Annotated in this window: 17 protein-coding genes; 9 read left to right on the plus strand and 8 right to left on the minus strand. The window is 70.4% G+C overall.

The annotated features are described in order from the left end of the window. Positions 1–138: 138 nt before the first annotated feature. A complete protein-coding gene (locus tag ACSHXN_RS36640; protein ID WP_355139939.1) occupies positions 139–771 on the plus strand; it encodes a TetR/AcrR family transcriptional regulator in 633 nt (210 codons plus the stop codon). A gap of 47 nt (positions 772–818) precedes the next feature. Then, complete coding sequence (locus ACSHXN_RS36645; RefSeq protein ID WP_059130517.1) at positions 819–1,382, plus strand: CGNR zinc finger domain-containing protein; 564 nt, start codon at positions 819–821, stop codon at positions 1,380–1,382. A gap of 120 nt (positions 1,383–1,502) precedes the next feature. On the opposite strand, the gene ACSHXN_RS36650 is transcribed toward ACSHXN_RS36645, so the two are convergent. Further along, the gene (locus tag ACSHXN_RS36650; protein ID WP_438305279.1) at positions 1,503–2,567 is read right to left on the minus strand and encodes an alpha/beta fold hydrolase; all 1,065 of its coding nucleotides are present in this window, start codon (positions 2,565–2,567) and stop codon (positions 1,503–1,505) included. A 327-nt stretch (positions 2,568–2,894) separates the two neighbouring features. On the opposite strand from ACSHXN_RS36650, the gene ACSHXN_RS36655 reads away from it, so the two are divergent. Beyond that, the gene (locus ACSHXN_RS36655; protein ID WP_356113412.1) at positions 2,895–3,074 is read left to right on the plus strand and encodes a hypothetical protein; all 180 of its coding nucleotides are present in this window, start codon (positions 2,895–2,897) and stop codon (positions 3,072–3,074) included. Positions 3,075–3,280: 206 nt separating this feature from the next. Beyond that, the gene (locus ACSHXN_RS36660; protein ID WP_356113410.1) at positions 3,281–4,261 is read left to right on the plus strand and encodes a D-cysteine desulfhydrase family protein; all 981 of its coding nucleotides are present in this window, start codon (positions 3,281–3,283) and stop codon (positions 4,259–4,261) included. A 123-nt stretch (positions 4,262–4,384) separates the two neighbouring features. On the opposite strand, the gene ACSHXN_RS36665 is transcribed toward ACSHXN_RS36660, so the two are convergent. From ACSHXN_RS36665 to ACSHXN_RS36675, 3 genes are all read right to left on the minus strand, one after another. Beyond that, positions 4,385–5,872 carry a flotillin family protein gene (locus ACSHXN_RS36665; RefSeq protein WP_438305282.1) on the minus strand — a complete coding sequence of 496 codons (1,488 nt, stop codon included), beginning with the start codon at positions 5,870–5,872 and terminating at the stop codon, positions 4,385–4,387. Positions 5,873–6,005: 133 nt separating this feature from the next. Next, positions 6,006–6,224 (minus strand): hypothetical protein, encoded by a 219-nt coding sequence (locus ACSHXN_RS36670; RefSeq protein ID WP_181922969.1) that lies wholly within the window; start codon positions 6,222–6,224, stop codon positions 6,006–6,008. 24 nt (positions 6,225–6,248) lie between these two features. Beyond that, positions 6,249–7,670, minus strand: coding sequence for an amidase (locus ACSHXN_RS36675; protein WP_438305284.1), 1,422 nt, complete (start codon positions 7,668–7,670; stop codon positions 6,249–6,251). A 159-nt stretch (positions 7,671–7,829) separates the two neighbouring features. On the opposite strand from ACSHXN_RS36675, the gene ACSHXN_RS36680 reads away from it, so the two are divergent. Next, positions 7,830–8,864 (plus strand): LacI family DNA-binding transcriptional regulator, encoded by a 1,035-nt coding sequence (locus ACSHXN_RS36680; protein ID WP_355142008.1) that lies wholly within the window; start codon positions 7,830–7,832, stop codon positions 8,862–8,864. A 138-nt stretch (positions 8,865–9,002) separates the two neighbouring features. Further along, positions 9,003–10,430, plus strand: a complete 1,428-nt coding sequence (locus ACSHXN_RS36685) for an aldehyde dehydrogenase family protein (protein ID WP_438306525.1) — start codon at positions 9,003–9,005, stop codon at positions 10,428–10,430. Positions 10,431–10,446: 16 nt separating this feature from the next. On the opposite strand, the gene trxA is transcribed toward ACSHXN_RS36685, so the two are convergent. Beyond that, positions 10,447–10,833 (minus strand): thioredoxin, encoded by a 387-nt coding sequence (gene trxA, locus ACSHXN_RS36690; protein ID WP_355142010.1) that lies wholly within the window; start codon positions 10,831–10,833, stop codon positions 10,447–10,449. 119 nt (positions 10,834–10,952) lie between these two features. Here trxA and ACSHXN_RS36695 point away from each other — a divergent pair, with 119 nt between their 5' ends. Next, positions 10,953–12,383, plus strand: coding sequence for a dihydrolipoyl dehydrogenase family protein (locus tag ACSHXN_RS36695; RefSeq protein ID WP_355142012.1), 1,431 nt, complete (start codon positions 10,953–10,955; stop codon positions 12,381–12,383). A gap of 303 nt (positions 12,384–12,686) precedes the next feature. On the opposite strand, the gene ACSHXN_RS36700 is transcribed toward ACSHXN_RS36695, so the two are convergent. Then, entirely contained in the window at positions 12,687–13,010 is a 324-nt protein-coding gene (locus ACSHXN_RS36700) for a hypothetical protein (RefSeq protein WP_355801617.1), read from the minus strand. 24 nt (positions 13,011–13,034) lie between these two features. Continuing rightward, positions 13,035–13,868 (minus strand): SGNH hydrolase domain-containing protein, encoded by an 834-nt coding sequence (locus ACSHXN_RS36705; protein WP_438305288.1) that lies wholly within the window; start codon positions 13,866–13,868, stop codon positions 13,035–13,037. A gap of 333 nt (positions 13,869–14,201) precedes the next feature. Here ACSHXN_RS36705 and ACSHXN_RS36710 point away from each other — a divergent pair, with 333 nt between their 5' ends. Then, positions 14,202–15,014, plus strand: coding sequence for a DUF459 domain-containing protein (locus ACSHXN_RS36710; RefSeq protein ID WP_383358031.1), 813 nt, complete (start codon positions 14,202–14,204; stop codon positions 15,012–15,014). A 1-nt stretch (position 15,015) separates the two neighbouring features. Further along, positions 15,016–16,224 (plus strand): acyltransferase family protein, encoded by a 1,209-nt coding sequence (locus tag ACSHXN_RS36715; protein ID WP_438305292.1) that lies wholly within the window; start codon positions 15,016–15,018, stop codon positions 16,222–16,224. A 168-nt stretch (positions 16,225–16,392) separates the two neighbouring features. Here ACSHXN_RS36715 and ACSHXN_RS36720 read toward each other — a convergent pair whose 3' ends face one another. Then, on the minus strand, positions 16,393–17,058 hold the full coding sequence (locus ACSHXN_RS36720) for a peptide deformylase (RefSeq protein ID WP_356113404.1): 666 nt from the start codon (positions 17,056–17,058) through the stop codon (positions 16,393–16,395). Positions 17,059–17,105 lie beyond the last annotated feature (47 nt).

Below are 17,105 nucleotides of genomic sequence, written 5' to 3' on the forward strand. Positions count from 1 at the left end.
CACTGCCCACCGACTCACCATCGCGCGCGGTACGAGCGCTCGCACCCGCGGGCCCTGCGGTGTGCCGTCCACGCAGTTCGTGCGGACACCGGCGGAACCGGGGGCCCGACCGTAGACGACCGGTCGTAGACTTCAACCATGGGACGAACCAGTGATGCCAAGGAGCGGATTCTCACGGCCGCTCAGTCGCTGATCGAGCAGCGGGGCTATTCGGCGCTGGGAGTGGCCGAGATCTGCAAGGCGGCAGGTGTGCCGAAGGGTAGCTTCTACTACTTCTTCGACTCCAAGGAGGAGCTCGCCCTCGCGGTGCTCGACGAGCACTGGGCCGGTCAGTTCGCCGGGTGGAGCCGCATCCTGCGCGGCGATGCCCCGCCGCTCGAACGTCTGCGGCAGCTGTTCGAGGAGACCGAGGCCGAGCAGCGCGCCGGACAGCAGAGCTGCGGCACCGTCTCGGGCTGCCTGTTCGGGAATCTGTCCCTGGAGATGAGCAACCAGACCGAGGCCATCCGCGAACGGCTGCAGCAGATTTTCGAGGCCCAGGTGGACATGGTCGAGGAGGTCGTCGCGCAGGCGCGCGAGGGTGGACAGGTCACCGTCGCGGACAGCCGCGAGGCCGCGCGATCCGTGGTCGCCCAGCTCGAGGGCCAGGTACTGTTCGCCAAGCTCTACAACAACACGCAGCGCCTCGACGCCCTGTGGGCGAACTGCCTGGCCCTTCTCGGCGCCACGGCACCCGGTGCGTCGCATCGCGCGGGAGCATCACTTGTCTGAAGGGTGACGCTGTTGCCGTGATGCATGTCACCTGTCAAAATGGTGACGTGAAACTCGAGCATGCCTTTCCGTGCGGGAGCCCCGCCCTCGACTTCGCCGCGACGCTGCGTGCGCGTCGTTCGGTTCGGTTCGAGATGTTCGTGTCTCCGGACCGGCTGGACGCCTGGTTTGTCGAGTCCGGGATCGTCGACGCCGTCACCCCGAGCCGCGAGTCCGACGTGGAGCGGGCCATCGAGGTCCGGGAGGCGATCTACACGCTGGTCGGCGCCCGGATCGCCGGGGAGGAGTTCGACCGGGGAGCACTCGCCGTCGTGAACGCCGCCGCCCGTATGCAGCCCGCCACACCTCAGCTCACCCCCACGGGGCGCTGGACGGACGCGACGCCCGACGAGGCGCTGTCCGTGGTGGCGCGGCATGCCGTCGAACTTCTGAGCGGGCCGGATGTCCCTCTGATGAAGGAGTGCGGCAATCCTCAGTGCACGCGGGTCTACATCGACCGTTCGCGTGGCATGCGCCGGCAGTGGTGCGGCATGGAGTCCTGCGGGAACAAGCTCAAGGCGCAGGCCTACCGCGCCCGCAAGAAGGAGGCCCAGGTACCCGCCTCCCGCTGACCGGGCCCCGGGCCCCTGCGTGTTCCGACGGGATCTTGCGGGCGGCCGGCTCGTCGCCCCCGGCAGGGGATCCGGCCGTGGGGGCTGCGAGCCGGCCGGTACGCCGTCCGCTCCAGCGGATCAGCGGTGCCGCAGGGAGTCCGCCTCCACGACCGCTTCGGCGAACGCCTTCGGGGCCTCCTGGGGCACGTTGTGGCCGATGCCCTTCAGGGTCCTGTGCGCATAAGGGCCGGAGAACTTGTCCCGGTACATCGAGCCGTCACCGGCGGGCGTGAACGGGTCGACCTCCCCGTCGAGAGTGACGGTCGGAACACCGATGACGGGTCCCTGGGCGAGCCGCTGCTCGAGGGAGTCGTAGCGCGGGTCGCCCGCCGCGAGACCCAGTCGCCAGCGGTAGTTGTGGATCACGATGGCGACGTAGTCGGGGTTGTCGAAGGCGCTGGCGGTGCGCTCGAACGTGGCATCGTCGAAGTGCCAGGTCGGCGAGTTGAACTTCCAGACGAGCCGGGCCAGTTCGTCCCGGTACTGCGGGTTCTCCAGTCCGAGGCGCCCCCGCTCCGTGGAGAAGTAGTACTGGTACCACCACGCCCACTCGGTCGTGGGGGGCGCCGGCTGCTTGTTGGCCTCGCGGTTGGTTATCAGGTACCCCGTCACGGAGACCAGCGCCTTGCAGCGCTCGGGCCACAGCGCCGCGATGATGTCCCCCGTCCGCGACCCCCAGTCGTAACCGGCGAGGACGGCCTTCTCGATCCGCAGTGCGTCCATCAGGGCGATGATGTCGAGGGCGACCACCGACTGCTGTGCGTTGCGGAAGGTCTTCTCGGACAGGAAGCGTGTCGTCCCGTGGCCGCGCAGATAGGGCACGATCACTCGGTAGCCCTTGGCCGCCAGCAGCGGCGCGACATCGACATAGCTGTGGATGTCGTAGGGCCAGCCGTGCAGGAGGATGACCGCGGGGCCGTGGGCGAGGCCGGCCTCGGCATAGCCGATGCTGAGCTCACCCGCCTTGATCTGCCGCAGCGGGCCGAACGACGTGTGTCCCTGCCCGGCCGTCGAGCCCCCGGGCGTCCGCATCCCGCTCGGTGCGGCTGACGCGGCCGCGGCCGGGCTCGCGCCCCAGCCGATCAGTGACGTCCCGACCGTGCCCACACCCGCGACCTTGCCGAAGCTCCGCCTGTTGATCATCCGAGACCTCTCTTCTGAGTCGTACGGCTGTGACGGCCGCGTGCGCATCGTCCGGCCGCGTCCGAATCGCGGGGGACCGGTGATCGCCATAGGCTCGTGGCAAGACCCTTGCATCCCGTAGATCACCTGTCAAACCGGTGACGAATTCAGATTTTGGAGCGTCATGAGTGCAGTCGCTGGCCCGACTACCTGGGTGTGTGGCATTTTTGCGTCACTCTCTTGACGGGTGATGATTGGCGCATACGGTGTGGTGGTCGGCAACCAGCGGACGGCAGCCGGTCACGGTGGACCCGGCCGCCATCCGCGTTCGTCGCGGATGAGGGCGAGATGTCACAGGCAGAGAAGCGTCCCGAGGACGCCGCCGCGGCCGCGCGCCGCGCACGCCACGGCGTCCTGCCGAAGCCCGTACGGCCGGCAGACACGGTCGAAGAGGGACCCGCCGCGACCGCCGACGCGGCGGAGGACGCCTTCAACCCCGATGAGTGGCCGGTGCGCACCTGCCGGTGAGCCACGGGCGCGGCCCCGGAGCGGCGGCCGGCCCCACCCATCCCTGTCCGCACCGCGAGTCCCGAACGATGTCCCAGACCCTTAAGATCATGTCGGCGGACGTGGCAACGCTCGTGATCGCCGTCGGCTGTTCCACCCAGGTCTTCTGACGGCCTCCCGCACCACCCGGGGGCGGAATCCGGTGGCCCGCTCGATCTGGAGATTCCATGAGTGACAAGATCGCCCTGTCCACCTGGCCCACACCGCTGGAACCCCTGCCCCGGCTCGCGGCGGCGATCGGGCTGGGCGAGGACGACCTGTGGATCAAGCGGGACGACCTCATCGGCCTCGGTGGCGGCGGCAACAAGGTCCGCAAGCTGGAATGGACCGTCGGGGCCGCCCTCGCGGAAGGCGCGGACACCCTGGTCACCACCGGCGCCGCACAGAGCAACCACGCCCGGCTCACCGCAGCCGCCGCGGCGCGCCTGGGACTCGACGTCGTGCTCGTCTTCCCCGGCACACCCGACGCCGCCGCCGGCGGCTCGGGCAACCTGGTGCTCGACGGCCTCTTCGGTGCGAGGATCCTCTGGGCCGGGGACGGCGCTCCGAGCGACCTGGCCGGCGCCGCCGAGGACGTCTGCCGGGAACTGGCCCGGGAAGGCGCCCGCCCGTACCTGATCCCGTTCGGGGGCTCCAGCCCCCTCGGAGCACGGGGATACGTCGAAGGCGGCGAGGAACTGCGGACCCAACTGCCCGACGTGGACCACGTCGTGGTCGCCCTGGGCTCCGGCGGCACCATGGCCGGACTGATCGGCGCCCTGGGCGTCGAGCGCGTCCTCGGGGTGCACTGCGGGGCGGTGGCCGAGCCGGCCGCCACCGTGGCCGATCTCGCCGGCGCGGTCATGGGCCGCGCCGTCGCCCCCCGCACCCTCCGTGTCCGTACCGACCAGGTCGGCGCCGCATACGGCGTCCTGCACGAACCCGTCCTGGAGGCGATGCGGACGGCCGCGGCCACCGAGGGCATCGTCCTCGACCCGGTCTACACCGGACGGGCCATGGCCGGTCTGATCGCCGCCGTCCGGGACGGCGACATCCGCACAGGACAGCGCACCGTGTTCCTCCACACCGGCGGACTCCCGGGGCTGTTCGGACACCCCGAAGCCGTGCACCGTTCCGTTGCCGCACTGCGCTCGCACAGGTCCGGCTGAGGCATCCTGCGGTCCGAACGGGCGTCGGGCGTACGGGAGATCTCCCGTACGCCCGACGCCCCGGTGCGTCAACGGCTCATCGCCCCGGCGCCCGCGCAACTCGGGAAACCGGTGCCTCGGGCCTCATCCCTCGTCCCTCTGAACCGTGACCTTCTCCGAACGCGGCGGTGTGGACCCGTTGAGCCCGGCAGCGCCGTTCGTCACTGTGCCGTTCTGGTCCATCGAGGACAGCAGCCGGCGGGCCAGCCCCAGACCGGTGCCACCCATCGTCAGCGCCTTGGCGAAGACGTCGGCCATCCCGTCGGCGCCGTTCAGCAGCACCATGTTGTCGACGTTGCCGAAGGCGGACGCGCCGGCCTGGACGATCTCCGGCCACTTCTCGGCCAGTTGCTGCGCGACCACGGCCTCCTGGTTCTCCGCGAGGGCTGCGGCGCGCGCCTTGATGGACTCGGCCTCGGCCAGACCCTGGGCCTTGGTCGCCTCGGCCTGCGCCAAGCCCTTGGCCTGGGCCGCTGCCGCCTCCGCCTCACCGGTCGCGCGGGTCGCCGCCGCTGTGGCGGCACCCCGCGTCTTGGTCGCCTCGGCCTCCGCACCCGCGGCCGTCTTGACCCGGGTCGCCTCGGCCGCGGCCGCCAGCTCGGTCTCCTTCGCCTTCGCCTGCGCCGAGGAGATCCGCACATCGCGCTCGGCCTCGGCCAGCGTGCGCTTCTCGTAGGCCTTGGCGTCCGCCGGCTTGCGGACGTCCGCCTGGAGCTGCTGCTCACGCCGGTGCGCCTCGAGTTCGGCGACCCGGGTCTCCTGTACGACGACCTCCTGCCGGGCCGCCGCGTCGGCGAGCGGACCGGCCTGGCGTGTCGCGGCGGCCGCCTTGTCGCGTTCGGCCTGGTAGCCGGCCTGGAGGATCTCGCTGTCCCGCGTCGCCTCCGCCATCCGCGCGAACGACTGCTGCTCCGCCTCGGTGGCGAGACGGTTCGCCTCCGCCTGCGCGATGCGCGCGTCCCGCTGTACCGCCGCCGCGTGCGGCGCGGCGAGGTTCCGGATGTACCCCGTCGGGTCCTCGATCTCGTGGATCTGCAGCGAGTCGACGATCAGACCGAGCTTCTCCATCTCCGTGCCGCACGCCGCCCGAGTCTGCCCGGTGAGCTTCTCCCGGTCGCGGATCATGTCCTCGACCGTCAACCCGCCCACGATGGACCGCAGATGCCCCGCGAACACGTTGTGCACGCGCTCCGACATCAGCTTCTGCTGGTCCAGGAAGCGGCGGGCCGCGTTGGCGATCGACACGAAGTCGTCGCCCACCTTGAAGATGACCACGCCCCGCACCCTCAGCGGAATGCCCTGCTGGGTCACGCAGTCCACCTGCAATTCCGTCTCGTTGAGGTCCAGCGAGAGTTTGCGCACCGCCTGCACGCCCGGCATCACCAGAGTGCCGCGCCCTGTGACGATGCGGAATCCCATGCCCTCTTCGAGGCCTTCGGTCCGATGCTTCGAACCGGAGATGATCAGCGCTTCGTTGGGCTCCGCGACACGCCACATGAGCTTGAAGATACCAACGATGCAGACCAGTGCGAGGACAGCTGCCCCCGCCACGACGCCGATGACCATCGGCATGCGCCCCCTTTGCCTGGTGCCGGGTCGGCACCGAACGAAGGGAGTGTGCGCCTGTGCAAGCCGGGGGTGAAGACGCTGACGGATCCTTGTCGCCATCTTGACACGTACGGCTCTCACCTGCGGCGAGGTGGGCTCAACTGTCGTACACCGTCTCGACGTAGACCGTCCGCGGCGGCAGGTGCTCCACCACCATGACCACCGTGCCCGGCTCGATACGCCCCTTGCCGTCCGCGGGATAGGCGAGGAAGTGCTCGGCGCCGCCGCGCACACGGACCATCACCTCACCGACCAGCCCGGGTCCCACGGTGCCGGTGACACGCCCCATCAAGCCGACCAACGACGCATCGCCCATGGCCACAGCGTACGGTCAACGGGCCTACGCCGCCCGGTTGTCCGCCGACATCCCCGCCCCGGGCCGGTGTTCGTGCCATCGGAGGTCCGCCTCCAACTGCGCCGCCAGCGACACCAGAAGAGGCTCGCTGTGCGCCGGGCCGAGCAGTTGGGCACCCACCGGCAGCTCGTCGACGAAGCCCGCCGGGACGTTGACGCCGGGCCACCCCAGCACGTTCCACGGCCACGCGTACGGGCAGGCGGCGATCATCGCGCGGTCGGTGCTCCAGCCGCTCATGTCCGCCAGCGTGCCGATGCGCGGTGGGGGAGCGGCCGTTGTCGGGGCGAGCACGACGTCGTACCTCGCGAACAGCGCCCCGACCCGTCGGTGCAGTGCCTCCTCCGCACGCCGCGCCGCACGCAGCGGAGCCCCGGCGAGCAGCCGGCCCAGGCGTGCCGCCTCATGGGTGCGCCGGTCCAGCAGGTGGGGCGAGGTGACGTCCCGCACCCGCTCGGCGATCCCGGCGGTCGCCCGCGGCACGAAGGCGAGCCCGATCCGCCCGTAGCGCGGTTCCGCCTCCTCCACCACATGCCCGAGCGCGGCCAGCCGTTCGGCGAGCGCGTGGACCCGGTCCCGTATGCGAGGGTCGAGGCGCGCCGGCACTGCGGTGAAGGGCGGCTTCAGCGACAGAGCGATCCGCAGCCTGCCGGGATCGCGCCCCACCGCGGCCGAGACGTCGAGGGCGGGCGGTCGGTGCAGGTCACCGTCGCGGTTGCCGCTCGCCGCGTCCAGCAGCAGGGCCGCGTCCGCCACCGTACGGGCCAGTGTGCCGTTGACCGTGATGCCCTGGAACGACTCGGGGCGCGGCCAGGTCGAGATGCGGCCGCGCTGCGGTTTGATGCCGACCAGATGAGTCCAGGCGGCCGGGATGCGGATCGACCCGGCGCCGTCCGAGCCCAGCGCCGCCGGAACCAGGCCGGCGGCGACCGCCGCGGCGGACCCCCCTGACGATCCGCCGGGGGTGTGGCCGAGGTTCCACGGGTTGCGGGTGGCACCGAAGGCGGGGCCCTCGGTGAACGGCCACTGCCCCAGTTCACAGGTGTTGGTCTTGCCGACGATCACGGCACCTGCCGCCCGAAGCCGCCGTACCGCCTCGCCGTCCTCGGCCGCCGACGGAAACGTCCCCCGGCAGCCGAACGCGGTCGGCTCGCCCGCCACGTCCATGTCGTCCTTGACGGCCACCGGCACACCGAGCAGCGGTCGCCGCACCCCGGCCGCGAGTTCCTCGTCGGCCGCCTGTGCCTCGGCGAGGGCGGCCTCGGCGCGCACCAGGCGAAAGGCGTTGACCGAGGCCTGGGTCGCCTCGATCCGGGCCAGCGTGCGCTCCACGAGGGTGCGGGATGTCACCTCGCCCTCGGCGAGCATGCGGGTGCAGTCGGCCAGGCCGGGAGTACGGTCGGACGCCATGGGGGACACCTCCGGGAGTCCGTTGTCTACTGCACGGTAACCTGTGGCCGCTCGGCGGGCTGACGATTGCCCGATTTCCCTTGTCAGGAGGGTTGTTGAGCAGCCGTCCCGTACCCGGGGGCGGCCCGCCGTGACCGTTCTGCAAAGATGCGGTGCGTCATGGTGGAGATACCTGAACGGCCCGACCCTCCGTCGTCCGCACCCCCCGCGGTGCCGACGAGTGCCGATGTGGCCCGGCTGGCCGGTGTCTCGCGCGCGACCGTCTCGTACGTCCTCAACAACGCCGGCGCCGTACGCATCAGCGAACCCACACGGCGCCGTGTCCGCGCGGCCGCCGAGGAGTTGGGGTACGTTCCGCACGCCGCGGCCCGCAGTCTGCGCGCCGGGCACAGCCGCATGGTGCTCATGCCCGCCCCGAACGTGCCGGTGGGTCCGCTGTACGGCCAGTTCATCAACGAACTGCAGTGGGCCCTCAGCCGCCTCGACTACACGGTCGTCCAGTACGCCGGCATCGGTCTGCACGGTGACGAAGCCGCCCGCGCCTGGGCCGAGTTACGGCCCGTGGCGGTGATCGTCCCCGGCGGCGGCCTCGGGCCGAGGGGTGTGCAGATCCTCAGGCGCTCCGGCGCGCGTGCCGTGGTGACCCTCGGCCCCGAACGTGTCGACGGCGCCCATGCGCTGGTCATGGACCACTACGGGGTCGGTCACAGTGCAGGAGCGCATCTGCTCGCCCGGGGGTGCCGCCGGATCGGAGTGGTCATCCCGCAGGAGCCCGGCCTGGAGTACTTCTCCAAGCCCAGGCTCGAAGGGGTTCGGTGCGCACTGGAGGACACCGGTGCGGCCGTCACCGAGCTGCCGCTCGCGTACGAGGAGGAGGCCGCCGCCCGGGTCGCCCGGGGCTGGCGCTCTCTGGGTCTGGACGCCGTGTTCGCCTACAACGACGAGTACGCGATGCTGCTGATGCGCGCGCTGCAGGACGCCGGGGTGGGCATTCCGGAGGAGACCGCCGTCATCGGCGCCGACGACCTGCTGCTCGGGCGGCTGCTGCGTCCGCGGCTGAGCACCATCCATATCGAACTGCCGTCCGGACGCTTTCTCGCCGAGCTGGTCGACCGTGTCGTGCGCGATCCTGGAGGTGTGCCGGAAGCGCACAAGGTGCTCGGGGCGCGCGTCGTGCACCGCGAGTCGAGCTGAGCGCACGGCGGTCGCGGTGCACCCGCCGGACCCCTTGGGCTGCGGCCGGTGCGCCCCGTGGCCGTCCGACCGGCCGTGAACGACACGGGACGTCCGCCAGGTCGGAGGTCCCGTCCGGTGACCGATGGGAGAGCCGTGATGCCGCTCGACCCGATGAACCGGCGGTCCCGGCCGCTGACCGGCGCCGACTACGCCGTCACCGAGCCCGCCACGGGAGACACACTGACCACCGTCACCCTCGCGTCCGAACAGGACGTGGAGGCGGCGGTCTCGGCCGCGGACATCGCCCGGCACGCCTGGTCCGGGGCTGCGCACTCCGAACGCGCCGCCGTGTTCCGCAGGGCGGGCGACCTGTTCGCCGCGCACGGGGACGAGCTGCGCGACTGGATCGTGCGCGAGTCCGGATCGGTCCGGGAGAAGGCCGACCTCGAGTTGCGCGCCGCCGTCCGGCAGTGCTACGAGGCGGCCGCTCTGGTGTCCCGGCCCACCGGCCAGGTCCTGCAGTCGGAGTCGGCCCCGCTGTCGTACACCCGCCGTGTCCCCGTCGGCGTGGTGGGCGTGATCGCACCGTTCTACGCCCCGCTGTTCCTCGCCGTCCGCTCTCTGGCACCGGCACTCGCGCTCGGCAACGCCGTCGTCCTCAAGCCCGATCCGCGCACCGCCGTCTGCGGAGGATTCTGTCCCGCCGCCGTCCTCGCCGAGGCCGGACTGCCGGCCGACCTGCTGCACGTGCTTCCCGGGGAACCCGACGTGGGGCAGGAGATGATCGCCGACCCGAGGATCGCGGTCATCTCCTTCACCGGCTCCACCACCGCCGGCCGTGCGGTCGCCGAGGCAGCCGGGCATCACCTCAAGCGGGTTCATGTGGAGCTCGGAGGAAACGCCGCGCTGATCGTCCTGGAGGACGCCGACCTCGACGCGGTGATCTCGGCGGCGGCCTGGGGGTCCTTCTTCCACCAGGGGCAGGTCCGCACGGCGACGGGCCGTCATCTCGTCCACGCCTCGCTGTACGACGAGTACGTCGAGCGTCTGGCGGCCAAGGCCGACGCCCTCACCGTCGGCGATCCGTACCGCGAGCAGGTGCACCTCGGGCCGGTCATCGACGCCGCCCAACTCGACCGCATCCACGGTCTGGTGGAGGCCAGTACGGCCCGCGGGGCGAAACTCGCGGCGGGCGGCACGTACCGTGGGCTGTTCTACCGGCCGACGGTGCTGGCGGGCGCGGGCGACAGCACGCCTGCCTACACGGAGGACGTCTTCGGGCCGGTCGCGCCCGTGCGGCCCTTCCACACGACCCAGGAGGCCGCGACCCTGGCGTCAGCCGGGCCGTACGGCCTCTCCGTCGGGATCGTCACCCGGGACACCGTGCGCGGTCTCGAGCTGGCGGCGCGCATCCGTACAGGCATCGCACACGTCAACGACCAGACCGTGAGCGACGCGGTGCCCTTCGGAGCCGCCGTGTCCTGCGGCACCGCCGCCCGCTTCGGAGACGAGGCCGTGATCGAGGCCTTCACCGACGAACGCTGGACGACGGTGCGCGAGGATGTGGCGACCTACCCCTACTAGTCGTTGCCTCCGGGCGTCACTCGCCGTTCTGGCCGGCGTCGGACTGCTGCTCGGCGACCGCCTTGCGGACCTCGTCCATGTCGAGCTTGCGGGCCTGCCCGATGACGTCGTCGAGGGCCGCCTGCGGCAGGGCACCGGGCTGCGCGAACACGGCCACGCGGTCACGGACGATCATCAGCGTGGGGATCGACTGGATGCCGAAGGCCGCCGCCAGCTCGGGCTGCGCCTCCGTGTCCACCTTGCCGAACACGAGGTCGGGGTTCTCCTCGGCGGCCTTCTGGTACACGGGGGCGAACTGACGGCACGGCCCGCACCAGGACGCCCAGAAATCGATCAGGACGAAGTCGTTGTCCTGCACCGTCTGGTCGAAGTTTTCCTTGGTGAGCTCCACGGTGCTGCTCATTGCCTATCCCTCTTCCTGATGTCGGGGCTGAGCCGCTGTCCACAACGGCGACACAGGGGTATGTATTCCGCGCCCGTACCCGTGTGGCCACCGCGCACACCAACAACCAGACTGTCCCCATGACGGAAACGGAATCCATCGCCTACGACGTAGTGGTGCTCGGCGCCGGACCCGTGGGGGAGAACGTCGCCGACCGCACGCGTGCGGCCGGCCTCTCCACCGCGGTCGTGGAGAGCGAACTGGTCGGCGGCGAGTGCTCGTACTGGGCGTGCATGCCCAGCAAGGCCCTGCTGCGGCCGGTGATCGCCCGCGCCGACGCCCGCCGCGTGCCCGGCGTCGCCCAGCTGGCGCAGGGCGACCTCGATGTGCCCGCGGTCCTGGCCCACCGCGACTACGAGGTGTCCGACTGGAAGGACGACGGCCAGGTCGCCTGGCTGGACGGTATCGGGGCCGACCTCTACCGGGGCCAGGGACGGCTCGCCGGGCCGCGCGCGGTCACCGTGACCGGCCCCGACGGAGAGCAGAGTGTGCTCACCGCGCGGCACGCGGTGGCCGTGTGCACGGGCAGCCGCGCCCTGCTGCCCGGCCTGCCGGGGCTCAGCGAGGTGAAGCCCTGGACGAGCCGCGAGGCGACGAGCGCCAAGGCCGCCCCGGGCCGCCTGGTCGTCGTGGGCGGAGGTGTGGTCGCCGTCGAGATGGCCACGGCCTGGCAGGCCCTGGGCTCCCAGGTGACCCTCCTGGTCCGCGGCAAGGGCCTGCTGTCCCGTATGGAGCCCTTCGCCGGGGAACTGGTCGCCGAGGCGCTCACGGAGGCGGGAGCGGACGTACGCACCGGCACCTCGATCGAGTCCGTACGGCGCGAGGGCGGCACGCTCGTGGTCGTCACGGACACCGGCGACCGCATCGAGGCGGACGAGATCCTCTTCGCCACCGGCCGTGCACCCCGCACCGAGGACATCGGGCTCGAGACCGTCGGTCTCGAGCCCGGTTCCTGGCTCTCGGTCGACGACACCCTGCGGGTCACGGACAGCGAGTGGCTGTACGCGGTCGGCGATGTCAACCACCGGGCGCTTCTCACCCACCAGGGCAAGTACCAGGCGCGTATCGCGGGAGCGGCGATCGCGGCCCGCGCGGCGGGCGTCCCGCTGCTGGAGACGGACCGCTGGGGCGCCCATGCCGCGACCGCCGACCATGCGGCCGTCCCTCAGGTGGTCTTCACCGACCCGGAGGCGGCGGCCGTGGGCCTCTCCCTCGCCGAGGCGGAGGAGGCGGGCCACCGCGTGCGGGCGGTCGACGTCGACCTGTCACGGGTGGCGGGGGCCGGCCTGTACGCCGACGGCTACCGCGGCCGTGCCCGGATGGTCGTCGACCTGGACAGCGAGACCCTGCTCGGCGTCACGCTGGTCGGCCCCGGTGTCGGCGAACTGATCCACTCGGCGAGCATCGCGATCGCCGGCGAGGTGCCGATCGACCGTCTGTGGCATGCGGTGCCTTCGTACCCGACGATCAGTGAGGTCTGGCTGCGCCTGCTGGAGGCGTACCGGGGCTGACGACGTCACCGGCGGGGGACACCCGGGCCCCCGCCCCGCTCCATGTGGACGGCGGGGCGCCCGCGGAACCGAACACCACCGCGGACGCCCCGCCCATGCGCTCCGGGGCACCTGATCCACAAACCAACCACGAGGCGGCTTCGGGGCGTTCAGGCCCCCGTTCGCCCGTCGTCCGCCGCCTCCCGGGCGAACACGTGAGGCCCGGGGAGCGAGCAGTGGGGCGTGCGGGGACCGGAAACGGAGCAGCCGCCGCACCGGTCCCCGACTCCGCACAGACCCGGTGCCTGAACCGAATCCCTGGCGCTAGTCGAACTTCACGTACTTGAAGACGTGCCCGAACTCACCGGGACCGATGGTGCTCTGGGCTTCGCCCCGACAACCGCTGGACTGGTACGAACGAACCGTCCGGTCCGTGTTGTTCGACGAGTAGAACGGAGGGTTGTTCCCGGACAGGGAGTAACAGCGGCCCGACTGCGGGGAGGACAGCACTCCGTCCAGCGCACCCACTCCGGAGGTGCTCCAGGAGAAGTCCCCGCTCGCCGCCTGCGCGGGCGCCGGCAGCAGTGCCAGCACAGCGGCAGCCAGTAGTCCCGAGCCTGTCGCCCGCATGATCTTCACGCCATTCATTTCCGCAGACTCCGATCTTCGCGATTACTTCGCACGCAATTTTTCGCTGTGGAACATGGAATTGAGAATCCAGTTCCCGAGGCGCAGTTCAGATTGCTTACTGAGGTGACTCGGGCCGTAGACGGGAATCCCGGAAATCTCTTTCGGGCAATTGTTCAGATCGTTGCACAACTGGTGATGGGTATCCAGATGGTGCACCCTGGGATACTTCTTGCTGAATTCCAGAAGAATCCCGGAGTAGGCGACTGTCACCGAGCCCCGGTAGTACATGCCGGGCCATCCGAGCAGGTATACCGGGGTGTGCCTTTTGGAGAGGATCCGTACGGCCTTGTCGAGACTGGTGACGAACGTCCTTCTCGCTTCTTCGTCGAGAATCGTCACTGGCTTTCCGCCCGGGGCGACCGGCTGTGCCATGGTGTCCATCTGGACGCTCATCAGAACCGCGTCCGGACGCACCTTGTCCATCCGGGAAGGCCACTCGACCTCCCAGTTCGGACAACTCTTGGCGCCGCTTTTGTGCTGAACGCGGATCCCGCAGCCGCCCTTCGCGGCATCCGTGACTTTTCCCTTTCCGGCCAGGGCCGTGGTAATCCCGGCAGCCGTGGCCATCCCCCAGGAGTCCCCGACCACCAGCACTTTCTTCCCTTCCGCACCCGGCAGGAGGGTGGGGTCGCCCCACGGCGGGACGCCGGTGTTGCGCGAGGCCGAAGGTGTTTCAGGGTACGAGCATGGAGCGGAGTAGCACGGAATGTCCGAGTGCGTTCGCTCTTGAGCGGCCCCGGGGGCACCGCTCAGGCACCCAAAAATTCCGGTTGCCAGGCACATGGAGACGCCTTTGAGGACTTGAAACGCGGGCATTTTCGCCAGCCCCTCCAGAGATTTCGAGAACTCGGCGGACCAGAGGGTACTGGCGAAGAACGGCCGGCCGGCCGCCCAACATGGCGAGGCCGGTAGGAATTACACCTGATCGGCCCTGGACGACCCGAAGGACGTCACCGCCCGATGCGCGCAAACTGGCGTGCCGGAACTTCACGCCGACGGCCCGAGGGCTAACCTCCTGGTGATCAATCCGATTCCTGCCGGGGCGGCACAGGGGTCCTTCCGTCTGATTGCAGCGCTTCTGCGCGCGGAATCCGCAAACGCCGTCCGACGATGACGGACTCCCGAGAATCCAGGTGGATGATGATGTTGATGCGAGGAAGAATTCGCGAACTCGGCGTCGCCGGAGTGGTAGCCGTGCTGGCCTGCGCTTGCAGCCCGCACCATGATGAGACGGCCACAGCGACACGCTCAAAAGCCGTAGTGGGCAGTGCCGGTGAACCGCACTACGGGGCAGCTGTTCCCGCCCTCGGCTCCCCTTCGCTGTCCCCCGCGGTCACCGGCAAGACCGTCCTGGTGGTAGGTGACTCCTGGTCCGCCAGCATCGGTCTGGGCATGAGCGAGGTGGGGGCCGCTCACAACACCATCGTGAACGCGGGACTCGGCGGCTGCGGAATCCTGCTGCCTCCAGGCAAGGAGACCCCGGCAGCCTGCCGCACGTGGCCCACCCAATGGCCCGCCTATCTGAAGAAGTACAAGCCCGATGCCACCCTCCTGACCGTCGGCTTCTGGGACGTCACCCCTCAGCGGCTGGCAGGTGACCAGGAGGCCCGCGACCTCACCTCACCGACCCACGAGGCGGCCTTCCGGGACCGGCTGAGCCAGGCGATCTCCATTCTGACGAGCCGGAACACCCCGTTGTACCTGATGACTTCACAACAGGTCGGCAACCCGAAGTACCGCTCCTCCGCCCTGGTGATGAACCGCCTCCTGCGGGAGGCCGCAGCGCAACACCCCGGTGTACGGCTACTGGATCTGCGCGGCCAGTTGTGCAATGACGCCGGCTGTCCTCGAGTCCTCGCGGGGACAAAGGTCTACGACCCCACGGACCATCCCACCAAACCCGCCCGCGCACGACTGGCCGACTGGGCCCTGAACACCATGTTCGCCAAGGACGGTGCCTGAGGTGTCGCTGGCCCTCGAACACCCCCCGGCCACAGTCGAAAGACGGACTCCCCACAAGAGAATCGATGCGATCGACGGACTGCGAGCGGTCGCCGTTGCCGCAGTCATGGCGTTCCACTACGGAGTCGGACTCGACGGCGGATTCCTGGGCGTCGATCTCTTCTTCGTCATCTCGGGGTTCGTCATCACCCGGCTGCTCCTGGCGGAACGAGCCCGAACCCCGCGCCCTTCACTGGCCGGCTTCTGGTTCCGGCGAGTCAAACGGCTCCTGCCCGCCGTCCTGCTGGTGGTGGGAGCCGTCCAGGCGTGGATGCTCCTGCAGGATCCTCCAGGACTGCGCCCCACCGTCAACGCCCAGACACTGGCCGCCCTCACGTACACATCCAACTGGTACGCGATCCTCGGACACATCGACTACTGGGACGTTGCCCAGGAGCAGGCCCCACTGAACCACCTGTGGTCCCTGGCCGTCGAGGAGCAGTTCTACCTCCTGTGGCCTCTTCTGCTGATCGGGCTCACCACCTGGGGAGCCCGACGGATCCGCCGTCCCCACCGGCCCCTCCTAGCGACCGCTGCGGTCTGCTACCTGCTGGCACATCTGCTCTACCTTCCCGGCGCCCAGGAGCGCGCCTATCTGGGCACCGACACCCGGGCCGGGGCGCTCCTGCTCGGGGCCGCCATCGCCTTCCGGCCGGGGCTGCTCTCCCGGTTCGCCTGGCCGGCGGCAGCGGTCCTCGGCTGGCTGTGGTGCACGGCGGACATCAACACAGCCGCGTTCTACGTCTGGCAGTTGCCCCTGGCGGGGATCGCGGCGGCCGCCGTCATCGATGCCATCGCGCACGCGGACCGGTTCCGCATCACACTGTCGGCCCGCCCGCTCCTCTGGCTCGGGCTCCGCAGTTACGGGCTCTACCTATGGCACTGGCCCGTATGGGTCTACCTCGGTGTCAGCCACCCGGAGTGGAACCAGGGCACGAAGGTACTCGTGGCCCTCTGCGCGTCCGTTCTGCTCTCGGCGGCCGGCTATCGACTGATCGAACGCCCCGTTCGCGTCTCGACCTGGCGCCCCCGCGCTCTTCTCCCCGCTCTGACCGTCTGCTGCGTCACGCTGGCCCTGGTCACCGCCGTCCCCGTCACCCGCCCCGTGGACGCCCGCCACAACGGCCCGATCGTCACCGGGCCGAACACCCCGGACGGGAAGGGGAACTAGCCGCACATCGGTTACGAAGAGCCACGTGTCGGGTGGCGGCCCTCCAAAGGCCGGAGGGTCGCCCGATGTTCGGCCCTCCGCCGTCCCGCAGCAGACCGCGCTCACAAGGGCGTGAAGACTTTCTTGCGGCCGGGGTCAGGGACGGGAATTCGGTTCCTGTTGCCGGGTTCACGAGCCGGGCAGCGTGAATCCCAGTTCCGCCGCCGCCCGTTCGGGCGTCGGCTGCGCCCAACGCGCCAGCACCGCCTCGTTCGTCGCCAGCGAGCGCAACTCGGCACGGTCCAGATACAGCACGCCGTCCAGATGGTCCGTCTCGTGCTGCACGATGCGGGCCGGCCAGCCCGCGAACTCCTCGTCCACCACGGTGCCGTGCTCGTCCAGCGCCCGCAGCCGTACCCGCGCATGGCGGGCCACCACGGCCTGCCAGCCCGGCACGCTCAGGCAGCCCTCGAAGAACGCGGCCCGTTCGCCGCCGAGCGCCTCGTACGACGGGTTGACCAGCACCCGGAAGGGCTGCGGCAGTCGGCCGCGCGCGACCCTGACCTCCTCGGGCACGGGCGCCGGGTCCTCGATGACCGCGATCCGCAGCGGCACCCCGACCTGTGGGGCCGCGAGGCCCACGCCCGGCGCCGCGTGCATCGTCGTGCGCAGGGCCTCGACGAAGCGGGCCAGCAGCGTGGGCGACAACTGGCCGTCGAACGGCTCGGCTCCACGGCGGAGCACCGGATGGCCCGCGGCGACGATCGGCAAGGGGTCGCCGGCGACGAGGAGTTCTTCGACCAACTCGGCGATCGGACGGCCAGGGGGGTTCGTGCGGTCGACTTCAGATGCCATCCGGCCAGCATGACAGGCGAAGCGCGAGGCGAAGGCGGTTGCCGGGC

Source organism: Streptomyces sp. HUAS TT11 (genome assembly GCF_051553595.1).
Lineage (GTDB): Bacteria > Actinomycetota > Actinomycetes > Streptomycetales > Streptomycetaceae > Streptomyces.